Genomic DNA, 22,285 nt, shown 5'->3' with positions numbered 1-22,285 from the left:
GCTGGGATAGTTAATATCCGCAGCTTTTTCAAATGTAAATTTATAACCTAACTTATTTTATGAATATAAATATATTAGGCTTAGAGGTATTTTTTATATCTTAAATTGACAAAAACTACAGAATATGAAGTTTGGTAGAGGAAAGTTCAGGGCTATATGCGCAATAAAAACGTCCGCAACTGGGGGAAAGATCGTCATGAACTTGAATACTTATGTTATACATATCTTTGCTCGTACTGGTGAAAGTTGAGCGTGATTTTCACAAAATATTAATAACCTTGGATCAAATCAACAGTTGAGCGATCTAATTTCTTAACAAGAGCTTGTAAGAAAGCTTGGGCTTGGAGGAAATCATCTATAGCATAAAGAGTTTGATGGGAATGAATGTAGCGCGCACAGACACCAATTGTTGTAGAAGGAACACCGCCGTTTTTCAAATGAGCTGCGCCGGCATCGGTTCCGCCTTTGCCACAGTAGTATTGATACTTGATACCTGCTTCTTCTGCTGTTGTTAAAAGGAAATCTTTCATATTTGGTAACATAAGATGTCCTGGATCGAAGAAACGAATTAACGTTCCTTCTCCGATGGCACCTTGATCGCCATAAATGTCACCAGCTGGAGAACAGTCTACCGCAAGGAAAACTTCTGGGTCGAATTTAGTCGTTGAAACATGAGCCCCACGTAAGCCAACTTCTTCTTGGACGTTTGCCCCAACATAGAGTTCATTGTCAAGTTTTTGTCCAGCCAGAGCTTGAACTAGTTCACTCACCATGAGAACACCGTAACGATTATCCCAAGCTTTAGAAATAATATTTTTGCTGTTGGCGGTGAGAATAGCAGAGCTATCTGGCACAAGTGTATCTCCTGGCCGAATGCCGTAACTTTCGGCTTCTGCTTTGTCAGCAAACCCCCCGTCAAAGACAATATCTTCAATCCTTGGCAGACTTGGGCCACCTGTTCCACGTGTTAAATGTGGCGGAACGGAACCTGAAATGACAGGGATTTCGTCACCTGTACAAGTAAATAATTTAAAACGTTGACTGCTAACTACGAGGGGATTCCATCCACCGATTTGCACCACGCGAAAAGTTCCATCGGGTTTGATTTCACTTACCATGAAGCCAACTTCATCCATATGCGCAGCTACCAAGACACGCGGTGCATCAGTAGCTTTTGAATGCTTCACTCCAAAAATACCCCCTAAGCCGTCTGTTATAACTTCATCTACGTGGGGAGTGATTTTTTCACGCAAATACTTGCGAACAGGTGCTTCGTGTCCTGAAATAGCAGCAATTTCTGTGACTTCTTTGATTTTTGAAAATAATTCTGACATCATTAACCTTCTTTCTATTCTTATTTTATCATTTTCTATCATAGTTGGGTAGCGTTCAAAGATAAAAAGCAATAGTGTTTCGATTTGTCCCAATTTCTCTTTTGTGTTAAAATATTGTCATGAAAGCTAAAAAAATTTTATTAACAACAGCTGCACTTGCAGGAGTAGGGATTGCAGCTTATGCTACTAAAAAAACATTGGATGAACGAAAAGAAGCTGAGCAACGTGAACGCTTAGTCGCTGAAATTCGGGAAAGTTTGTCTGAATGGGGTCCGATTGCCACATTGTATGTGCAATTATACAAGTCAGACGAACACCGATTGGTTGGTGGTGTAGTATATGAAGATGATCGCCATATTTCATTTGTGTATGAAAATGGTGAATTGATTTATGAGGAAGAGAAATGATTATTCCGGAAACTGTTGAAGAATTAGCTGCGTTAGTCCATCATGAAGGAAAAACTGTTTTCTTTTTTACAGCTGAATGGTGCGGAGATTGTCGCTTTATTAAACCATTTCTGCCTGAGATTGAGGCAGAAAATCTTGATTTTACCTTTGTTGAGGTTAATCGTGATGATTATATGGAAGTTGCTAAAAAGTGGGATGTTTATGGAATTCCTAGCTTGATTGTACTGGAAAATGGGCAAGAAATTGGTCGTTTTGTGAATCAAGACCGAAAAACAAAAATGCAAATCAATGAATTTTTAGCTCAATTCAACTAAAAATAGAGGGGGAACAATGATTTTTACATATAATAAAGAGTATGTTGGTGACGTATTGATGGTGATTATCGCAGACCGCCAAGATGCTAAATTAGCTGTTGAACGCATGGGTAACGTGGCACGTGTTTATCGTTTGGATAGTGCAGAAACAGTCGCTTGGAATATTTTTCAGGTTTCTAGTCTTATTGATATCACCGAACGTGGTCAAGTTTTATTAACGGACAAAGAAATTGCAATTCTTAATCAAGAATTGAGCCAAGCAGGCTTTGAACAAAAATTGGTTAATGACCTTGAGCCCAAATTTGTAGTGGGTGAAATCGTTGAAATGGTAGCTCATCCAGATAGTGATCATCTCAATATTTGTCAAGTAAAAGTAGCTGCAGATAAAAAAGTTCAAATCGTAGCAGGAGCACCTAATGTTAAAGTAGGTCTGAAGACGATTGTAGCTCTTCCAGGTGCTATGATGCCAAAAGGAAATTTGATTTTTCCTGGTAAACTGCGTGGAGTAGAAAGTTGTGGTATGATGTGTAGCCCTCGTGAGTTACAATTGCCAAATGCTCCGCAAAAACGTGGAGTTATTGAATTAGCAAGTTCAGAAGCAGTAGGAACAGCTTTTGATCCAATCAAACATTGGCAAGGATAAGTATAAATTAATCGTGAATTTTCACGATTTTTTCTTTTTACTTACGAATAAATAGTTAGGAGGAAAAGAAAATGTATAATAAAGTAATTTTAATTGGTCGCTTGGTTAATACACCAGAGGTAAATAAAACAGCTAATGATAAATCTGTGGTACGTGCAACGCTTGCCATCAACCGTCGCTATAAAGGGCAAAATGGCGAACGAGAAGCAGACTTTGTAAATGTCGTTGTTTGGGGAAAGTTAGCTGAAACCTTAGCAAGTTATGCAACAAAAGGAAGTTTAATATCTCTTGATGGAGAACTTCGTACCCGCCGCTATGAGAAAGACGGTGTGACACATTATGTAACGGAAGTGCTTTGCAATGGCTTCCAGCTATTAGAAAGTCATGCCCAACGAGCGCTTCGTGAAAATAATACAGGCGCAGATTTAGCAGATTTGGTTTTGGAAGAAGAAGAGTTACCGTTTTAAGAACAATAAGAGGACTGGATCAAAATCCAGCCTCTTTTTTTATGGTATTTACATACTATAATTAATGAACCATGTAGATGGGGAAATAGTCTATTTTTATGCTTTTTTAGTTTCATTTTTCTTAGGTGGAATTTTCCTTTTTTGTACAAATATAATATAATAAACCTAGATGAAACAGAGTTTTCTATTTCAGAACGGTGCTAATAAGGAGGAAAAATGGGAACAGGTGAAGGGAAAAACCAATGGCATTATTATCGCAACTGTCTATTATTTTCATTATTTTTCCTTGTGTTGGCTAGTTTATTTTTCCTTTATGTAAAAGGAAATTCATCAGACAGTAGACAAGTCAAAATAGGTGCGACTTATATGACGATGAATAATGATTTTTATAAAACTTTGAATGCTGAAATCGAGAAAAAGACTAATCAACAGGGAAGTCGGCTTTATGTCCGAGATCCAGAATTAGACGAAGGCAAGCAAAGTCAACAAATTGATTATTTTATTCAAGAAAAAGTAGATGTTATTGTTATAAATCCAGTTAAGAGTGACAGTCCACAGATTCTAACTTCTTTAAATAAGGCCAGAAAAGCGGGAATAAAGATTATTGTCGTGGATGCTCCTATTAGCAAAGATGCTAAAGTTGATACCACCATTGTGTCAGATAATTATCAAGCTGGTGTGTTGATAGCTAAAGACATGATGAAACGATTGGCAAGTGCGAATATTTTGTTGTTGGAACACCATAACGCCGTGTCTGCTATGGATCGAATCCAAGGTTTTTTAGATACAATTAAGGGACACTCTACTTATCAGGTAGTATCTGAACGAGAAACATTAGGGCAAACAGAAGAAAGTATGCCTCAAGTAAAAAAGGCGCTAGATGAAGGAATACAATTTAATGTTGTGATGTCCTTAAATGATCGTGCTGCTATTGGTGCGCTTGCGGCCATAAAAGATCAAGGTGTGACGAAGAAGATTACTATCTATGGTGTGGATGGATCGCCTGATATTAAGAACTTCTTAGCCAATACCAATGATATTCAAGGGACAGTTGCCCAGTCTCCACTTCAAATGGGTAGAAAGGTGATGGAAGTGATTGAGCGCATGATGAATCATCAATCCTATAAAAAGGAGTATCTCATTCCCGTTCAGTTGGTCAATAAAGATAATATCGGTCAATATACCATTACAGGGTGGCAATAATGAGACGAAATAAAAGTATTTTTTATAGCAAAATTTCTTTAATGATTATCAATTTTATTGCCATTGTTTATAATGCCTCTATTTATCTCTTTGCTACAAATTACGTGGTGGCCAAAGGTTATGCTCATTCACTGCTAGGACGTTTAGATGCTATTCCGGGATCGCCCAGTTTTAGCTTTTGGATGGCGATTGCTTTTTATGCTTGCTTATTATTTGTCTTTTATTATCGTGAGAAACATCCAAACCAGCTATCCGTTTATGATAAAGTGACAATTATTGAAATTTTGTTGATGTTAGTCATCTTTTCTGTCCTGCACTCTTCTTACAATGGTCTGATTCTTTTGGTTTTTGCCGATATTTTTTACGGCTCTAAGGAATTTAATACCTCAAAAGATCGAAAATACTGGTTTTCCTTTATTATTTTAAGTTTTAGTATCTTGCTCTTGTCTAACTATGACTTGATGTCGCTTTTTGTTAAATTACCTTCATTAGATACTTATATTCGCTTTTGTCCAGAGTCTATTCGTATGGCGCTTCTTTTTGGGAAAAACTTTCTTTTTTCACTGAATCTAGTTGTCTTTATGATTTCTTTGTTGTTTTATATTTTATCTGCAATGACAGAGAAACACCATATTGAAGAAGAATTGCAGATGGCGGCACAAGCGAATCGCGAGCTGAATAGTTATTTAGCCTTATCTGAGAAAATTGCTGAAGATCGTGAAAGAAAGAGGATTGCAAGAGAAATTCATGATACTTTAGGACATGCTTTGACCGGAATTTCAGCTGGGATTGATGCGGTTAAAGTATTAGTGGATATTGATAAAGACCGTGCGAAAGAACAATTGCAAAATGTTTCTGTGGTTGTACGAGATGGCATCCGTGATGTGCGAGGTTCACTCAATAAAATGCGGCCGGGTGCTTTAGAAAATAATAGCTTAAAGGAAGCGTTGCTCAAAATTATTCGAGAATATGAAGCCATTTCTAATTTGGAAACCCATTTTCGCTACGAATGGGATACGATTGATTTGGATGTTGCAAAAGAAGATATTGTCTTTCGGGTGATTCAAGAGTCCATTACCAATTCGGTACGGCATGGGCATGCCAAAACGGTTTGGATTGAGTTGTTAGAAGAAGAGAATTATATCATGACTATACAAGATGATGGAGTAGGATTTGACGAGCTTCACTATGGTTATGGTCTAAAGCAAATGCAGGAACGTCTAGCGATCATTGGTGGTAGTGTCCATTTTGAAAATCGTAATGGCTTTTATACCTATATTGAAATTCCGAAAATAGGAGGAAAGAATGATTAAAGTTTTAATTGCGGATGATCAGGCCTTGATTCGTGAGTCTTTACAGATTGTTTTATCAGCACATCCAGATATTGAAGTAGTGGGAACAGTCGGAGATGGCAAAGAAGTGCTTGACAAACTGCATTATGTACACCCTGATGTGATTTTGATGGACATTCGAATGCCTGTTATGGACGGTGTTCTCTGTACAAAGGCAGTCAAAGAACACTATCCAGATATCAAAATTATTATTCTAACAACTTTTGATGACGATGATTTCATTTTTTCTGCTTTAAAATATGGTGCTTCTGGCTATATTTTAAAAGGAGTCTCTACTGAAGAATTATACCAAGCTATCCAAACAGTTTACAAAGGCGGAGCTATGATTAATCCGAACATCGCTACCAAAGTATTTAAAATCTTTTCGCAAATGGCCCAATCCAATTTTGTTATTTCTGTTGCGGAAGAAAATGTAGAAGATATGAGTCAAACTGAGTGGAAGATTATTCAACAAATTGGTTTTGGAGTTTCAAACAAGGAAATTGCAGCGAAGTTGTTCTTATCTGAAGGGACTATACGGAATTATTTATCTGGCATTTTATCAAAGCTAAACTTACGTGACCGCACGCAATTAGCAATATGGGCTGTACAGACAGGCATTACCCAGCGTGATTTTAATAAGGACAATGACAAATGAAGTGGCGATTTCGATATCTGGTAATTTTAATCTCAAGCCTTCTTATAGTGGCTCTGGGCTTTGTTTTATGGACATCTACTCAGAAGAAAATTTTGCGAATCGGAGTTTATGCTGGTAGTAGCTGGGATGTCCCAAATAGCCGTGAAAATAGAATATTAGACAATATTATTAGACGATTTGAAAAGTCACATCCACAAGTTAGAGTGGTCTATGAGAGTGGTATTCCTAAGAAAGATTACGATGGCTGGCTAGCTGAAAAAATTTTAAAAGGTGAACAGCCAGATGTGTTTATGGTTCCTGAAAATGATTTTTCGATGTTAGCGGCTTCGGGTGCCTTCAAATCCTTAGATTCTTTGCTCAGTAAAAAAGACGTTGCAGCTTACTATCCGGTTTCTTACCAAGCAGGACTATATCAAGGGCATAGCTATGCTTTACCGATTGAAAGCAATCCTGTTATGATGTGTGTTAATAAAGATCTGCTGGAAAAAGAAGGCATTTCGATTCCTGATTCGAATTGGACATTAGAAGACTTGTATGCTATTTGTCAAAAAGTCACAAAAGACACAAATGGCGACGGTTTGATTGATCAATATGGTATTACGGATTATACTTGGAAACAAGCTTTGGTAGCTTACAATGGTCATTTGAGAAATAAAAGTGGAATGAATGTCGATAGCGCAGAAATGCATCAAGCATTATCTTTTATCAGCAAATTAACTTCATTAAATCAACGGTATAAGGTAACATCAAATGATTTTGATGAAGGCAAGGTGGCTTTTTATCCTATGAGTTTGGCGCAATATCGGACTTATAAACCTTATCCTTATCATGTAGCGAAGTATTCTAGATTTTCTTGGACTTGTATTCCCATGCCAGCAGCTAAAGCAGGTATTCCTGCAACACAAGTGAAGACGTCTCTTTTGGCCATGTCTTCAAAGACGAAACAGGATAAATTAGCTTGGGAATTTATGAAGTTATTGGGTCAAAATCAAAAAAATCAGCAGGAATTATTTGAAAAGTCGCAGGGGACATCAGTCTTGTTATCAGTTGTTAAAAGCAGTCAGACGAAAAAGATTTTACAAGCAGATGATTTTGGCCTGAATTCACTGACTTCTCAAAGATTGGATCATATGATGAAACATTCTGTCTTAGATATTAGTCGAGAGGTGGATTATCACTCTCTGGAACGCATTGATCACTTACTTGAAAATGCTCTCAAGAACAATGAAATCGACAGTCGCTTGCCAAGTATTCAAAGAGAAATGGAAGAAACAGGCAAATAGAAGTTTAACAGTATTAAAAAGAAAATAGCTAAGTGAGTATTGAACTGCGCCCCAAAAGTTAGATTTTTGCGTCTAACTTTTGGGGCGCAGTTTAGCTCAAAGTTGGCTATTTTTTTATTTTTGAAAATCTAGATGACAAATGTCATATTTTAACTAACAAATGTCATCTCCACAAAGTGACATTTGACAATATGAAACCGATTCCAGCTTTAGTAAAATAAAGACAGGAAATGAAGGAGGAAAGAACATGAAATATCTGGTACTAGTCAGTCATGGTGGGCTAGCAGAAGGTGTACAAAGCTCTTTGAAGATGTTTGCTGGTGATAAGACAGATCAAGTCATTGCAGTAGGATTAAAAGAAGGCAAGTCTGTTGATGATTTTGCTCTTGATTTTCGACAAGCATTATCCGGTCTTAGTGTAGAAGATACGGTTTTGGTATTAGCAGATATTGTCGGAGGAAGCCCTTTGACAACAGCTTGCAATGTCTTAGCAGAACTCGATAAGTTAAGCACCGCAGTCGTACTTGGTGGTCTTAATTTGACAATGGGGCTCACGGGCTTAGTAATGAAAGATATGTTGGAAGGGAAAGAACTGGTTAAGGCTATTCTTTCAGAAGCTTCTGCGGCACTACAAGAATTTGAAATTGTTGCTAATAGCGACGAAGAGGATGAAGACGATATTTAAGAAAGAAAAAAAGGAGACTTATCATGACTATTTCATTTGTACGGATTGACGACCGTATGATTCACGGTCAAACGGTAACCCGTTGGGCAAAAGAATATCCTTGTGACGGTTTAGTTGCGGTCAATAATGCTGCAGCAGGAAATGCAGTTTTGAAACAAGCCTATAAAGCAGCTTCTGATAAAAAAACATTCGTTTGGACAAAAGAAGCATTTAAAGAAAAATCACAAAAAGTCTTGGATTCTGACAGTCGTTATTTCTTGATTGCTAAAAATCCAATTGATATGAAAGAAATATTAGTTGACCAAGGCTTTGTTCCTAGTGATATCAAAGAAATTATTGTTGGTCCAGCTAATGACCGTCCAGGTGCTACTAAATTAGGTAACAACCAATCCATTACACAAGAGGAAGCCGAAGCACTTGAAGCAATTCAAAAAGCTGGTTATAAAGTAAAATTCCAACTCTTGCCAGATGTATCTATCGGTTATTGGGATGATTTTAAATCTAAATTTGGTTTTTAATAAAATATAATAAGCATTAAGGAGGCTTTATTATGACAATTTCGTGGTTTCAAGCCGCTTTATTAGGGCTGTTTGCCTGTTTATCATCTATGCCTGGTCTAGGTGGTACCTCCATTGGGAACTATACTCTTGGACGTCCTCTTGTCGGTGGTCTCGTTTCAGGTTTAATCCTAGGAGATGTGAAATTAGGTATTATCTGTGGGGTTGCGATGCAACTTGTTTATATCGCCTTGGTAACACCTGGTGGTACCGTTTCAGCAGATGTGCGCGCAGTTTCTTACATCGGTATTCCACTCGCTATGGTAGCAATTAAATCACAAGGATTGGCACTCACTTCAGCAGATGCTGCTAACTTAGCTAAATCAATGGGGACACTTGTAGGTACCGTGGGTACAGTTCTTTTCTATGGTACAGCTACTATGAACCTACTTTGGCAACATATTGGTTGGAAAGCCGTTGAAAAAGGTGAATTTAAACGCTTATATGTGGTAGACTGGGGCTTTCCATGGATTTCCCATTTAGTATTCTCATTCTTGCCAACGCTTATTATGTGTAAATTAGGTGCTGATGCTGTTACTGCTTTAAAAACAGCTCTTCCATTGGATGGTATTCCAATGAAAACCCTCTTTACAGTCGGCTCTCTCCTTCCATGTGTCGGAATTGCTATCCTCTTGAAACAAATCGTTGAAAAAGCTGTTGATTTCATTCCATTCTTTGTTGGATTTACTTTAGCAGCTTCATTAGGACTTAACCTTGTATCTTGTGCAGTCATTTCATTAATCTTTGCAGTATTATTCTATGAAATTCAAATGGCAAAAAATGTAAGAGCACAAGCGGCTGCCAGTGCAAGTTTTGATGATGACGATGAGGAGGATATTTAAAATGGTTAAATTAACGAAAAAAACATTAGGAAAATCTTTTCATCATTGGTATTATGGGAACTTAACTTGCTTCTCACAAGAACACATGCAAACATTTGGTTATTTGTCTTCAATGTTGCCAATTGTGGAAGAATTATATTCTAAAAAAGAAGATCAAGCAAAAGCAATGCACACCTACACCGCATTCTTTAACACGGAGCCGCAATTAGGTGCATTGATTGTAGGGATTACAGCAGGTTTAGAAGAAGCACGTGCGAATGGGGCTGATGGAGTAGATGATGAAACAATCAACGGTCTTCGTGCTGGTCTCATGGGACCTGTTGCAGGAATTGGTGATTCACTGATTGTTGGTACCTTGATTCCGATTATACTAGGTATTGCTCTCGGTTTGTCAAATGGTGGTTCGCCACTTGGTGCGATTTTCTATATCGTGGTTTGGAACTTGCTCGCCTACTTTGGTATGAAATTCGCCTACTTTAAAGGGTACGAACTAGGAGATAAAGCAGTTGAATTTCTTGTAGGCCCTCAAGGACAAGCTATCCGTAAGTCTGTGTCTATCATTGGTGGTATGGTCATCGGTGCGGTTGCAGCGACATGGGTACCTGTTAAGACAGCTTTCAAATTGAAAGATTCTTCAGGGAAAGCCTTCTTGGTTTTACAAAGCCAATTAGATGGTGTTTATCCAGGTTTATTGACAGCTTTGTTTATTGTCTTTTGCTGGTGGTTGATGGCGAAGAAAAATCTCTCACCAATCAAAGTGATGTTGCTTCTCGTTGTAGTGGCCTTTCTCGGCGTATTGGTTGGCTTCTTCAATCCAGGATTGAAATACTAAAATAGGAGAAAAATATGACAGAACAAGAATTGATTCAAGGATATGAAACAGAAATTCAATACCAAAAACACATGCTTGACAATCTAGGGCGTTGGTTTAGTCTCTTCTTTACTATTGCTAGTATCGGTCTTGTTCTGGTTTATTTCTTCCGTCAGACCAATTTTATTGGCTTCATTGCTGGAACGATCCTAGCGGTCCTAGGGATTCTAGCAATGCTTGTCTTTGGTTATGGTATTTATAAAGGACGATTGAATCTTAAAAAAGTTATTGACGATTTTGAAGAAAAATTAAGATTGATCCAATAAAAACTTATTTGCTTTCCCCCTAAAAACTTTGTCGTTTGACAGAGTTTTTTTCTTGACTATTTCTGACCAAGTGATACAATAGAAAATGTAAATATTAGCACTCACATGTATAGAGTGCTAAAGTAAGATATTGGAGGTAAATAAATGCTTAAACCATTAGGAGACCGTGTGGTCCTAAAAGTAGAAGAAAGAGAACAAAAAGTTGGTGGTTTTGTCATTGCAGGCGCAGGACAAGATGCAACGAAGACGGCAAAAGTTATAGCTGTCGGGGAAGGAATTCGTACGCTCAACGGTGAACTCGTTGCTCCAAGCGTGAAGGCCGATGATACTGTTCTTATTGAAAGTCATGCAGGAATTGAAGTCAAAGATGGCGAAGAAAAATACCTCGTTGTCAATGAAGTAAATATCCTAGCGATTGTTGAATAAATTAAACACTTATAGAAAGAGGAATTGTAAAAATGGCAAAAGATATTAAATTTTCAGCAGATGCAAGAAGTGCTATGGTACGTGGTGTCGATATTTTAGCAGATACCGTTAAAGTAACCTTAGGACCTAAAGGACGCAATGTTGTTCTTGAAAAATCATTTGGCTCACCCCTCATCACAAATGACGGTGTGACTATTGCCAAAGAAATTGAACTCGAAGATCATTTTGAAAATATGGGCGCTAAGTTGGTGTCAGAAGTTGCTTCAAAAACCAATGATATTGCTGGGGACGGAACAACCACTGCGACTGTACTGACCCAAGCCATTGTCCGCGAAGGAATCAAAAATGTAACGGCTGGTGCAAACCCAATTGGCATTCGTCGTGGTATTGAAACAGCTGTTGCAACAGCTGTTGAAGCTTTAAAAGCAAATTCTGTTCCAGTTTCTAATAAAGAAGCGATTGCACAAGTTGCGGCTGTCTCATCACGTTCTGAAAAAGTCGGAGAATACATCTCTGAAGCCATGGAAAAAGTTGGCAACGACGGTGTCATCACTATTGAAGAATCAAAAGGAATGGAAACAGAGCTAGATGTTGTTGAAGGTATGCAGTTTGACCGTGGCTATCTTTCTCAATACATGGTAACAGACAATGAAAAAATGGTTGCTGATTTAGATAATCCATATATCTTGATTACAGATAAGAAGATTTCTAATATCCAAGAAATTCTTCCTTTGTTGGAAAATATTTTAAAAACAAGTCGTCCACTTTTGATTATCGCAGATGATGTAGACGGTGAAGCTCTTCCAACTCTTGTGTTAAATAAAATCCGCGGTACTTTCAATGTAGTCGCTGTAAAAGCGCCAGGATTTGGTGACCGTCGTAAGGCTATGTTGGAAGATATTGCGATTCTGACTGGCGGTACAGTGATTACAGAAGATCTTGGTCTGGAGTTGAAAGATGCAACCATTGAAGCACTTGGCCAAGCCTCAAAAGTGACTGTCGACAAAGATAGCACAGTGATTGTGGAGGGTTCAGGAGCTGCTGAAGCGATTGCTAACCGCGTGGCTGTCATTAAATCGCAAATTGAAAGTGCTACTTCTGAATTTGATAAAGAAAAACTACAAGAACGTTTGGCGAAATTATCAGGTGGTGTGGCTGTCATCAAAGTAGGTGCTGCAACAGAAACAGAACTCAAAGAAATGAAACTCCGCATTGAAGATGCTCTCAATGCAACTCGCGCCGCTGTCGAAGAAGGAATTGTCTCAGGTGGTGGAACAGCTTTTGTGAATGTTTTGGATGCAGTTGCTGCTCTTGAACTGGAAGCTGATGAAGCAACAGGTCGCAATATTGTTCTTCGTGCTTTGGAAGAACCAGTTCGTCAAATCGCTCTCAATGCTGGATTTGAAGGTTCTATCGTCATTGATCGTTTGAAAAACTCTGAAGTTGGTACAGGATTTAATGCTGCAACTGGTGAATGGGTCAACATGATTGAAGCAGGTATCATTGACCCAGTCAAAGTTACTCGTTCTGCCCTTCAAAACGCAGCTTCAGTAGCTAGCCTTATTTTAACAACAGAAGCAGTTGTTGCTAGCCAACCAGAACCAGCTAGCCCAGCTCCCGCAATGGATCCAAGCATGATGGGCGGGATGATGTAATTTAAGATATAGAGAGTTTAATGAGTAAAATGAGCTAGAAAATCAACGAATTATTTGATGGATAAGAGAAGATTTATTTTTCTCATGCAGCTCTTAACGATGTTTAATGTTGCACGAGATTGCTTTTCTGTTGAAGCGCAAGCGTGCTTTTGAATGATATAAAAAGCGAAGTGAGTGTGGATTCGATAAATCCAAACTCACTTTTTTAAAAGTTTTTAGCTGGGGTACATGTATGATCGATACAAAGAGAGCCAAAAAGAATCAGAACTTTATTTTTCTTGCTTGATAAATTAGTGCTGTTTGAAAAAGTTATTCTCTTTCGTCTATTTGTCTTCACTTCTTTTCTGTGGTAAAATAGTCTTACATTTCAAGGAGAAAACGATGATTGATGTTGAAGAAATTCTGAGTAAAATGAATCCCAATCAAAAGATCAATTACGATCGTGTGATGCAAAAAATGGTCAAAGTTTGGGAAGCAAATCAGAAGCGTCCTACGATTTTGATGCATACCTGTTGTGCACCCTGTTCGACCTATACTCTGGAGTATTTGACCCAGTATGCGGATGTGACCGTTTATTTTGCTAATTCAAATATTCACCCTAAGGCAGAATATCAGCGCCGTGCCTATGTTGCACAAAAATTTGTTCACGATTTCAATGAAAATACTGGTAATCATGTTCAATACTTAGAAGCTCCCTATGAGCCACAGGAATTTTTCCGGACAGTACACGGCTTAGAAGAAGAGCCAGAAGGTGGCGATCGTTGTAAAGTTTGCTATGATTATCGCTTGGATAAGACAGCGCAAATGGCTGTTGATTTGGGATTTGACTATTTTGGAAGCGCCTTGACAATCAGTCCTCATAAAAATTCGCAGACAATCAATAGCGTTGGAATTGAAGTACAGAAAGTTTACGCAACGCAGTATCTTCCGAGTGATTTCAAGAAGAATCAAGGTTATAAACGCTCGGTGGAAATGTGCGAGGAGTACGATATTTATCGGCAATGTTATTGTGGTTGTGTATTTGCAGCACAGGTACAAGGAATTGATTTAGTTCAGACTAAAAAAGATGCAGTAGCCTTTTTGAAAGGGAAAGATTTAGAAAAAGATTATTCGCATATTAAATTTACCGTTACCAACAGAGAGTCTTAAAATAACCTTGTATAGGAGTCTGTCGTACATCTTCTTATAAGGTTATTTTTGTTTGTACATTTAGAAGTTGTATATCTTGACCTCATCAATATATTGTGGTTCAATTGGGCCTGATACTCTGATATTGGATAGAATTTGGAGGTATAGGAAAATAGTGATTATGTTAGCGGGTATGATTGGAGTGGGGAAGACGACCTACACTTATCGATTAGCCGAGGAATTGGGAACGCAACCATTTTTTGAACCTGTAGAAGAAAATCCTATATGAGCAACCAAATGAAGAAAATGGACTAGTTGACGACTATCAACTGCTTTATAAGCATTATCAAAATTGGTATGAGGATTACAATTACAGTCCTAAAATGAGAATTGCAACGGATGATTTAGATATTGCAAATCTAAATGACTGGAATCATGTATACCAACAAATTCAACAAAAAATGAAAACGATTGGGCTTAAGAAATAAGCTCTTTATTCTTAAGCAATAACTCCAGTGGTGATTTTCCTCTCCCTAATTCTAGGATATCTTTATACTGATCGTAGTATACGTTTTTTTAAGCTATGGACTCGTGTAGAGGTTTTTATCGTCCAATTGGTAAATGGCAGAATAATGGAAGTGATCTATGAGTTTTTTTGTTGCACCTTATTTTGCATCTTATCATGTTAATAGAGGCTTCTGAGCATACGTTAGAGGGAAAGATTGACGCAGAATTTAATCGGATTCGATTGTTAAAATACAAAAGTGGGGCAAATTGCGTTAAGAACAATGAAAAAAGCCTATATAATAGGCTTTCTGTATGGAAATTATTATGCCCCTTACAGGAATTTTTTGATTATTTTCATATTTAAAATAATCAAAAAAGTTGAAATATAAATGATTTTCAGAAGATACTTGGGATGATTTTAAATCTGATTATTTTAAAATGGGACAATGTGGGACAAGTAGGACTGCTTAAAATTATGAATCATTAAATAAAAAAATTTTCAATTTTGTATAGTTGGAAACTTTTTCTATTACTTTTAATGACTAATTATCTTGAGATAAAAATTCTGAGATCAAAACTTCTTGACTAATCGATTCAGATAAAGCTTGTTTAAATGCTAATTTTCCTAAAGAATAGGATTTGTGGTCTATCGTTGGGAGTTTCAACAGTTGCCCAACTAATAAATTTTCCTGCCCAATAATATAGGGACATTTTTTCCCACTTTCTTCATATCCTTTCATTAGCCCTGCAGCAACTTCATCACTTGTAGCTAATACACCATCTATACGAACATCTTTTATCAATTGATAAGATAAATTTAGGCCATCATTAAAATCGTGGATATTTCCAAATACCATATGTGGATTCGATTGTTGCCCATAAACATCGTGATAAGCTAATAATGCGGAGTGATACGTAGCAGATGATTCATTATCTCTTGAAAATAACAAAACTAAGCGCTCCAAGCCTCGTGCTTTCATCGCAGAGAAAGCATCCACAAATGAAGAATAGCGATCAAGGTAAGCAGAGGATAGGAGCTGATATCCCTGCAATTTTTCACAAACCACTATTCGACCATATTTCGCATAAGTTTCAATAATCTCAAGACTAATGGCTCTTGAAGTGAAGATTAAAGCGGCAATAGCTTCCATTTTGAGTTGCTTCAGGTAGGATAGTTCTAATTCTTGGTTGTAATCTGAAGGCATCATAACAAGTTGATAGTCGCTAGCTTTAGCGGCATCTAGGAGACCATTTATTAAGTGTGTAAAATAAGGGTGGCGCGTGTGTGGAATGACGACACCTATTTTTTGTGTTTTGCCTCGACTGAGATCTCGCGCTAGTTGGTTTGGCATATAATCCAATTCAGCGATAAGATCCATTACTTTTTGCCGTGTCTCATCAGAAACATATGGATGGTGATTGATCACACGAGAAACTGTTGATTTAGAAACGCCTGCTTTTTTAGCTATATCACTAATACTTGTCATTGTTGGGCTCCTACTTTAAAAATTTATGAATCCCATATCCTACGCCATCTTCATCATTGGATTTCGTTATTTTATAAGCTATCGCTTTGATGTCATCAAACGCATTATCCATAACAATAGGGTAACCTACCATTTCAAGCATAGGCAAATCATTATGTCCGTCACCAAATGCAGCTGTTTCTTCTTTAGCCAACTGCTCTTTTCGAAGAATGTGCGCGATTCCTTTAGATTTTTTGGCTAAGAGATGTGTAATTTCAAGATATGTCTTACCTGAACGTTGAATTGTGATTTGCGGTAAGTATAAACTTTGAAGATATTTTTCCAGTTCTCGCATCGTCGCTTCATCGAAAGTAATCATCATAATTTTAAAAGTATTTCCTTGGCCTTCTAAAAACTGATCTCCATTATTAATAAAGGTTGGTGTTTGACGGGTTAGACTCTGTTCGTATTGGATTCCTTCATCTATTTTATCACAATACCAGTTGTTCAGGTCGTAATAAGATAAACTAACTTGAGGAAAGTGTTGACGTATCCCTCTCAGAAGTTGTTTTACTGTCTTATTTTTAATGGTTTGTACATGAATAGGCAGAACTTTATTATTAGCCCCTATTGTATAAATTAATCCTCCGTTAAAAGCGACCTGGACTCCTTTTAATTGAAGGGCATCTGTGGCCTCCTTCATTTCCATAGGAGCTCTAGCAGATACTAAAGTTATAGGAATCCCTGCTTCACGTATCAAGATCGCATTACTGTCACTGACCTGCCCTTCGCTATTTAATAGTGTTCCATCCATATCACAAAAAATACGTTTGATTGTCATAAAATTTACCTCTTTTACTTTTGAAATCAGTATAAACTATGGAACGCGTTCCATGTCAAGCGTAAATTTAAAAAAATTTTTGAGAAAATAAATCCTGTATGACGAATCTGATCTTTATATCAAGGTTTATAATTTTGTTACTGAACAAACTAGGGATTTTTCTCCATTCAACGGGTATTTATGTTGCTTGCAAAAGGAATTATATCTGAGTGGTTGCTTATATAATGAGGTATGAAAATAAAAAACGGGCAATAGAAACGTATGCCCATCTTTTGAAAGAGAAGAAAAAGAACATCAGATACTGCGACCCTTTTTAAGTGAGTATCCATTAGTAGAATTAAAGTAGAGAAGACACAAAAAAACCTTGATTACAAGGCTTTTTCTTCTTTATTTCTATGCCCCCTACAGGGCTCGAACCTGTGACCCATGGATTAAGAGTCCACTGCTCTACCAACTGAGCTAAGGAGGCAACAGAAAAAGCTGTATTGGTGCCGAACTTTCACGGTTTGTATTGAACCCGCGCAATTAAGCAGGTGGGCAACTCGCTCTAACTGAAGCTGCTTCCGCGTGAAACGGCCTGCAAGCTGTTAGAAGTCTTTTGTTTCCCTAATAATACAAAAAATAGTCGGTCAACACTTAAGTGTGAAGTCGTACACCACAGCGTTTCTATAATTATGATACCACAATTTTTGAAAAATTCAAGAGAAAAAATTGATTTTTTGCAAACGATACCATAATTTTTTAGTCTTTTTTGAGGTGATCAATCTTATCTTTCGTCATGCCAAGGGCTCGCTCGTATTTGCCATTTTCATTGGGAGTGAAATAATCGGCGTCTTTTATCTTGTCAGGCAGATAGTCTTGCTTGACCCAATTGCCAGGATAGGAGTGAGGGTAGAGATAGTCTAGTGCGTTGCCCAATGCCTTGCTGCCGGCATAGTGACCGTCGCGTAAGTGGCGAGGAATGGGCAGGTTTCCATTCTTTCGTAGGTCGGCTAAGGCCTTGTCCATGGCTAGGTAGGCTGAGTTGGATTTGGGAGAGAGAGCCAGATCGATAACAATATTGGCAATAAGGATACGGGCTTCAGGAAAGCCGATCCGTTGGGCAGCTTCTAGAGCTGTAACGGTATGAACTTGAGCGTCTGGATTTGCCAGGCCAATATCTTCGTAAGCGATAACGGTCAGGCGTCGAGCCAGGCTAGGCAGGTCTCCTGCCTCAACGAGGCGTGCTGCGTAGTGGAGACTGGCATTGACATCGGAGCCGCGGATGGACTTCTGCAGGGCAGAGAGGACATCGTAATGGCCGTCCCCGTCCTTATCCATGGTGATATAGCTCTTTTGCAGGCTGTTTTCCATCACATCAAGCGTAATGTGGCGGATGCCCTTGTCATCTTCTGGGGTAGAGAGTATGGCTAAGTCTAGCGAGTTATAGGCGGAGCGCAGGTCTCCGTTGGTAGAGACGGCGATGAAGTCCAGAGCTTCCTCATCTAGCTTCACTGGGAAATCAAAGCCTCGCTCCTTATCCGTCAAGGCTAGCTGAATGGCTTTTCGAATGTCGTCGTTGCTAAGGGGCTCCAGCTCAAATATCAGAACCCGGCTTCGAATAGCAGGGGTGACAGAAAAGAAAGGATTTTCTGTCGTCGCTCCAATCATGATGACCAGACCGCTTTCTAATAGCGGCAGCAGAAAGTCTTGCTTGGTCTTGTCCAAACGGTGAATCTCGTCCAGTAGGAGAACTAGACCGCCGGAAAATTTCGCTTCTTCAGCGATCTCTTGCAGACGCTTCTTGCTATCTACGGTGGCATTAAAGGTTCGAAAAGCATATTTGGTCGTGCCGGCGATAGCTGAGGCGATAGAGGTTTTGCCGATACCCGGTGGCCCGTAGAGAATCATCGAGGATAGGCGGTTGGCTTCAACCATGCGACGGATGATTTTTCCAGGTCCGACCAGATGCTGCTGGCCGATGATCTGATCAATGTCGGTCGGCCTCATACGCAAGGCGAGATTTTCTGGCATAAGATTTCCTTTCTGCAAGTGTTTTTCTTGGCTTTTTGTGTTACTATTGTAGATAGTAATATTTTATCACAATGAAAAGAGGAAATCATGGCTAAGTACGGTTTTTTGGAGATATTGGACGAGGAAATGGGAAAGAGCTTTCCTTTTGACTATGAGATAAACTGGGACAAGAAGAATCACGCAGTGGAAGTGGCCTTTCTCCTTGAGGTGCAAAATCCAGGTGGGATTGAGACGGTTGATGCTGAAGGCAATGCCTCGGCTGAGGATATTTACTTTGAGGAAGCCGTGCTTTTCTATAATCCGGTCCAGTCTCGTTTTGAGGCCGAGGACTATCTGGCTGCCCTGCCCTATGAGCCTAAGAAGGGGCTGTCACGGGAGTTTCTGGCTTATTTCGTGGATTTCCTAACCCAAACAGCTGAGTCTGGCCTCGATGTACTCATGGACTTCTTAGCAGATCCAGAGGCAGCAGAGTTTGAGATAGCTTGGAATGCTGAGGCTTTTGAAAATGGCAGAGCTGACTTGGCTGAGACAGACTTTTATCCTTATCCGAGGTATTAGGAGGCGCTTATGGAAAATGCAGAAGGACTAGATTTGCTGCACAAACAGATGGAATTTTCCGGCTGCAAGATTGCTTTGATATGTGATGATAGGCTACTGACTATCTTGCGAGATGATAAGGCAAGCATTCCATACCCTAATATGTGGGAGTTACCGGGCGGTGGCCGCGAGGGCGAGGAGACACCTTTTGAATGCGTCCAAAGAGAAGTTTTTGAAGAGCTTAGTTTGAAGCTTGAAGAAACGGATATTGTCTGGGCTAAGGAATATCAAGGAATGCTTGTTCCTGACAAAACCTCTATTTTTATGGTGGGAACCATCACTCAGGAAGAATTTGCCAGTATCACCTTTGGCGATGAGGGACAGGCTTATCAGATGATGGATGTGAGCCAGTTCTTATCAGATGACAAGGTTATTCCGCAGTTGAAGGACAGGTTGAGAGATTATTTGGAGGTGCGAGCATGATTCATATTGAACGGGCGGGAGCTGAGGATTTAGAGACCATTATCGCTATTCAGCGAGCGAGTTTTAAGGCCGTTTATGAGAAATATCAGGATCAATACGACCCCTATCTGGAGGAGCGAGAGCGGATTCGCTGGAAGCTGGTTGAGCGGCCCAATAGTTTTTATTATTTTGTCAAAGAGGCCGAGAAGATTCTGGGCTTTATTCGATTGAATACAAATGACGAACAGACAGCAGGCTGGATTGGGACAGTGGCGATTTTGCCAGAGTACCAGAATAAAGGATATGGCTCTGAGGGGCTTGGTCTGATTGAGGAGAAATTCTCCACAATTACGCAATGGGATTTGTGCACGGTTTTCCAGGACAAGGGCATGGTAGCTTTTTATGAGAAAAACGGCTATCATCAGACCCATACTGAGCCCGAAAAAGAGGGTATGGATATGGTCTACATGACGAAAACAATGAAATAAACAAAGAAAGGATTGTTCAGTTAAATTTCTAAACTGAATCCGCCCTAAACATTGTGGCCAAAAAGATGAATTTCTCATAGACGCAAGCGTCGTCAGAGAATTTCCTATTTTGGCTTTGTGTTTTACGGGCTTGGTATTTTAATGATGGATACTTGGCAGGAATTAACGATTGAAGTGAAGCGTGAGGCGGAGGAAGCGGCCTCTAATATTCTGATTGAGATGGGCAGTCAGGGGGTGGCTATCGATGACAGCGCAGATTATCTGGGGCAGGTCGACCAGTACGGTGAGCTTTTTCCAGAAGTTGAGCAGAGCGAGCGGGTCAAGATTACCGGCTACTACCCGGATTCAGTGGATATAGAGGCTGTTGCGGCCCAGGCCAATGAGCGTCTGGCTGAGCTGGATGGCTTCGGCTTGGAGACAGGAGATATTCAGCTGACTCGGCAGGAACTTGCTGAGGAAGATTGGGCGGACAACTGGAAGAAGTACTTTGAGCCGGCTCGGATCACCCATGACTTGACAATTGTACCGTCCTGGACGAAGTATGAGGCAACAGCAGGTGAGAAGATTATCAAACTGGATCCTGGCATGGCCTTTGGTACAGGGACTCACCCGACGACCAAGATGAGCCTCTTTGCTCTGGAGCAGGTCTTGCGGGGCGGAGAAACGGTACTGGATGTAGGCACAGGCAGTGGTGTTCTCTCCATTGCCAGCTCTCTCTTAGGCGCAAAGGATATCTACGCCTATGATTTGGACGAGGTGGCGGTGCGCGTAGCGCAGGAAAATATTGAGCTCAATCCAGGTATGGAGAACATTCATGTAGCGCCAGGTGATCTTCTCCGAGGCGTAGAAATCAAGGCGGACGTCGTCGTTGCCAATATCTTGGCCGATATTCTCATCCATCTAACAGAGGATGCCTATCGTCTGGTCAAGGATGAGGGCTATCTGATTATGAGTGGGATTATTTCTGAGAAGTGGGAAATGGTGTGCGAGTCAGCGGAAGCAGCAGGATTTTTCCTGGAAACGCATATGATTCAGGGCGAATGGAATGCCTGTGTATTTAGGAAAACGCAGGACATTTCAGGCGTGATAGGTGGTTAGATGCAGCAGTATTTTATAAAAGGAAACCCTCAGTCTCCGTTGGTTGTCACGGATAAGGACACGGCTAAACACATGTTTTCGGTTATGCGGCTCAAAGAGGGCGACCAAGTCACACTGGTCTTTGATGATGGCGTGAAGCGGCTGGCTCAGGTGTTAGATCCCAGCCAGCAGAACTTGGAAATCTTGGGGGAACTGGCAGACAATACCGAGCTACCGGTCCAAGTGACCATTGCTTCAGGCTTTCCTAAGGGTGACAAATTAGAGTTTATCACCCAGAAGGCAACGGAGTTGGGAGTGAGTGCTATCTGGGCCTTCCCAGCGGACTGGTCGGTGGCCAAGTGGGATGGCAAAAAGCTGGCTAAAAAGAGTGAAAAGCTGGAGAAAATTGCTCAGGGAGCAGCAGAGCAGAGCAAACGCAATCTGATTCCAGAGGTTCGGCTCTTTGATAAAAAGGCAGACTTTCTGGCGGCCTTGGCAGACTTTGACCGCATCATCGTGGCCTATGAAGAATCAGCCAAAGAAGGAGAAGCTGCTACTCTACTACAGACTGTGAAAGGTTTGGCCAAGGGAGACAAATTGCTTTTTATCTTCGGGCCAGAAGGCGGTCTGTCGCCAGATGAAATAGTAGCCTTTCGTCAAGCAGGCGCTGTATCGGCTGGTCTAGGTCCACGTATTCTGCGAGCTGAAACAGCTCCACTTTATGCGCTAAGTGCAGTTAGTGTGTTGACAGAATTGATACAATAGGAAAAAGTTGCTTTGATAGACATAATCTTTATTGTTCTTATCTCGTAACTTTGGTCTAA

At 39.8% G+C, this 22,285-nt stretch carries 25 protein-coding genes, 1 tRNA gene and 1 pseudogene; 22 read left to right on the top strand and 5 right to left on the bottom strand.

Annotated features, from left to right (window positions below; all coding sequences use genetic code 11):
* Positions 1–269 precede the first annotated feature (269 nt).
* Complete coding sequence (gene pepA, locus PCY10_RS07320) at positions 270–1,334, bottom strand: glutamyl aminopeptidase (protein WP_021003241.1); 1,065 nt, start codon at positions 1,332–1,334, stop codon at positions 270–272.
* A gap of 119 nt (positions 1,335–1,453) precedes the next feature.
* Between pepA and PCY10_RS07315 the strand changes: the two genes are divergently transcribed.
* From PCY10_RS07315 to PCY10_RS07235, 17 genes and pseudogenes are all read left to right on the top strand, one after another.
* On the top strand, positions 1,454–1,741 hold the full coding sequence (locus PCY10_RS07315; protein WP_003074072.1) for a DUF4651 domain-containing protein: 288 nt from the start codon (positions 1,454–1,456) through the stop codon (positions 1,739–1,741).
* Positions 1,738–2,055: a thioredoxin family protein gene (locus tag PCY10_RS07310; RefSeq protein ID WP_003074074.1), complete on the top strand. Its 318-nt coding sequence runs from the start codon at positions 1,738–1,740 to the stop codon at positions 2,053–2,055. Before PCY10_RS07315 ends, PCY10_RS07310 begins: the two co-directional genes overlap by 4 nt.
* Before the next feature lie 16 nt (positions 2,056–2,071).
* A complete protein-coding gene (ytpR, locus tag PCY10_RS07305; RefSeq protein WP_021003240.1) occupies positions 2,072–2,698 on the top strand; it encodes a YtpR family tRNA-binding protein in 627 nt (208 codons plus the stop codon).
* Positions 2,699–2,769: 71 nt separating this feature from the next.
* Positions 2,770–3,165 (top strand): single-stranded DNA-binding protein, encoded by a 396-nt coding sequence (locus PCY10_RS07300; protein ID WP_021003239.1) that lies wholly within the window; start codon positions 2,770–2,772, stop codon positions 3,163–3,165.
* A 216-nt stretch (positions 3,166–3,381) separates the two neighbouring features.
* Positions 3,382–4,368: a sugar ABC transporter substrate-binding protein gene (locus PCY10_RS07295; protein ID WP_112384782.1), complete on the top strand. Its 987-nt coding sequence runs from the start codon at positions 3,382–3,384 to the stop codon at positions 4,366–4,368.
* Positions 4,368–5,681 (top strand): sensor histidine kinase, encoded by a 1,314-nt coding sequence (locus tag PCY10_RS07290; protein ID WP_048785640.1) that lies wholly within the window; start codon positions 4,368–4,370, stop codon positions 5,679–5,681. The genes PCY10_RS07295 and PCY10_RS07290 overlap by 1 nt, the downstream gene beginning before the upstream one ends.
* A complete protein-coding gene (locus tag PCY10_RS07285; protein WP_021003237.1) occupies positions 5,674–6,357 on the top strand; it encodes a response regulator transcription factor in 684 nt (227 codons plus the stop codon). The genes PCY10_RS07290 and PCY10_RS07285 overlap by 8 nt, the downstream gene beginning before the upstream one ends.
* On the top strand, positions 6,354–7,640 hold the full coding sequence (locus PCY10_RS07280) for an ABC transporter substrate-binding protein (protein WP_021003236.1): 1,287 nt from the start codon (positions 6,354–6,356) through the stop codon (positions 7,638–7,640). The genes PCY10_RS07285 and PCY10_RS07280 overlap by 4 nt, the downstream gene beginning before the upstream one ends.
* 247 nt (positions 7,641–7,887) lie before the next feature.
* Positions 7,888–8,325: a PTS sugar transporter subunit IIA gene (locus PCY10_RS07275; RefSeq protein WP_003075885.1), complete on the top strand. Its 438-nt coding sequence runs from the start codon at positions 7,888–7,890 to the stop codon at positions 8,323–8,325.
* Positions 8,326–8,348: 23 nt separating this feature from the next.
* Entirely contained in the window at positions 8,349–8,843 is a 495-nt protein-coding gene (locus PCY10_RS07270; RefSeq protein ID WP_003074092.1) for a PTS sugar transporter subunit IIB, read from the top strand.
* A 32-nt stretch (positions 8,844–8,875) separates the two neighbouring features.
* Positions 8,876–9,724, top strand: a complete 849-nt coding sequence (locus PCY10_RS07265) for a PTS sugar transporter subunit IIC (protein WP_003074095.1) — start codon at positions 8,876–8,878, stop codon at positions 9,722–9,724.
* Position 9,725: 1 nt separating this feature from the next.
* On the top strand, positions 9,726–10,556 hold the full coding sequence (locus PCY10_RS07260; protein WP_003074096.1) for a PTS system mannose/fructose/sorbose family transporter subunit IID: 831 nt from the start codon (positions 9,726–9,728) through the stop codon (positions 10,554–10,556).
* Positions 10,557–10,570: 14 nt separating this feature from the next.
* On the top strand, positions 10,571–10,861 hold the full coding sequence (locus PCY10_RS07255; RefSeq protein ID WP_009569461.1) for a hypothetical protein: 291 nt from the start codon (positions 10,571–10,573) through the stop codon (positions 10,859–10,861).
* 144 nt (positions 10,862–11,005) lie between these two features.
* Positions 11,006–11,287 carry a co-chaperone GroES gene (groES, locus tag PCY10_RS07250; protein WP_301558959.1) on the top strand — a complete coding sequence of 94 codons (282 nt, stop codon included), beginning with the start codon at positions 11,006–11,008 and terminating at the stop codon, positions 11,285–11,287.
* Between the two features lie 32 nt (positions 11,288–11,319).
* Positions 11,320–12,942 (top strand): chaperonin GroEL, encoded by a 1,623-nt coding sequence (groL, locus tag PCY10_RS07245; RefSeq protein WP_020999170.1) that lies wholly within the window; start codon positions 11,320–11,322, stop codon positions 12,940–12,942.
* Positions 12,943–13,323: 381 nt separating this feature from the next.
* Positions 13,324–14,091, top strand: a complete 768-nt coding sequence (locus PCY10_RS07240; protein WP_021003234.1) for an epoxyqueuosine reductase QueH — start codon at positions 13,324–13,326, stop codon at positions 14,089–14,091.
* A 154-nt stretch (positions 14,092–14,245) separates the two neighbouring features.
* Positions 14,246–14,558, top strand: a pseudogene (locus PCY10_RS07235) (hypothetical protein).
* A gap of 561 nt (positions 14,559–15,119) precedes the next feature.
* Here PCY10_RS07235 and PCY10_RS07230 read toward each other — a convergent pair.
* The 4 genes from PCY10_RS07230 to PCY10_RS07215 form a co-directional block, all read right to left on the bottom strand.
* The gene (locus PCY10_RS07230) at positions 15,120–16,064 is read right to left on the bottom strand and encodes a LacI family DNA-binding transcriptional regulator (RefSeq protein WP_021003233.1); all 945 of its coding nucleotides are present in this window, start codon (positions 16,062–16,064) and stop codon (positions 15,120–15,122) included.
* A 10-nt stretch (positions 16,065–16,074) separates the two neighbouring features.
* Complete coding sequence (locus PCY10_RS07225; RefSeq protein ID WP_021003232.1) at positions 16,075–16,884, bottom strand: Cof-type HAD-IIB family hydrolase; 810 nt, start codon at positions 16,882–16,884, stop codon at positions 16,075–16,077.
* Between the two features lie 396 nt (positions 16,885–17,280).
* Positions 17,281–17,353: transfer RNA gene (locus PCY10_RS07220), tRNA-Lys, on the bottom strand.
* Between the two features lie 272 nt (positions 17,354–17,625).
* On the bottom strand, positions 17,626–18,897 hold the full coding sequence (locus PCY10_RS07215; RefSeq protein WP_301558958.1) for a replication-associated recombination protein A: 1,272 nt from the start codon (positions 18,895–18,897) through the stop codon (positions 17,626–17,628).
* 87 nt (positions 18,898–18,984) lie between these two features.
* On the opposite strand from PCY10_RS07215, the gene PCY10_RS07210 reads away from it, so the two are divergent.
* The 5 genes from PCY10_RS07210 to PCY10_RS07190 all read left to right on the top strand — a co-directional run bounded on the left by PCY10_RS07210 (position 18,985) and on the right by PCY10_RS07190 (position 22,226).
* Positions 18,985–19,455 carry a DUF3013 family protein gene (locus PCY10_RS07210; RefSeq protein ID WP_021003230.1) on the top strand — a complete coding sequence of 157 codons (471 nt, stop codon included), beginning with the start codon at positions 18,985–18,987 and terminating at the stop codon, positions 19,453–19,455.
* A 9-nt stretch (positions 19,456–19,464) separates the two neighbouring features.
* Entirely contained in the window at positions 19,465–19,917 is a 453-nt protein-coding gene (locus PCY10_RS07205; protein ID WP_301558957.1) for an NUDIX hydrolase, read from the top strand.
* A complete protein-coding gene (locus PCY10_RS07200; RefSeq protein ID WP_021003228.1) occupies positions 19,914–20,384 on the top strand; it encodes a GNAT family N-acetyltransferase in 471 nt (156 codons plus the stop codon). The genes PCY10_RS07205 and PCY10_RS07200 overlap by 4 nt, the downstream gene beginning before the upstream one ends.
* 144 nt (positions 20,385–20,528) lie before the next feature.
* Entirely contained in the window at positions 20,529–21,482 is a 954-nt protein-coding gene (gene prmA / locus PCY10_RS07195) for a 50S ribosomal protein L11 methyltransferase (protein ID WP_021003227.1), read from the top strand.
* Positions 21,483–22,226 (top strand): 16S rRNA (uracil(1498)-N(3))-methyltransferase, encoded by a 744-nt coding sequence (locus PCY10_RS07190; protein WP_021003226.1) that lies wholly within the window; start codon positions 21,483–21,485, stop codon positions 22,224–22,226.
* Positions 22,227–22,285: the final 59 nt, after the last annotated feature.

The sequence above is a fragment of the Streptococcus sp. SI1 genome (assembly GCF_030439945.1).
Classification (GTDB): Bacteria; Bacillota; Bacilli; order Lactobacillales; family Streptococcaceae; genus Streptococcus; species Streptococcus intermedius.
The sequence above is the reverse complement of the archived record's forward strand: the minus strand, read 5'-3'. Positions and strand labels throughout refer to the sequence as shown.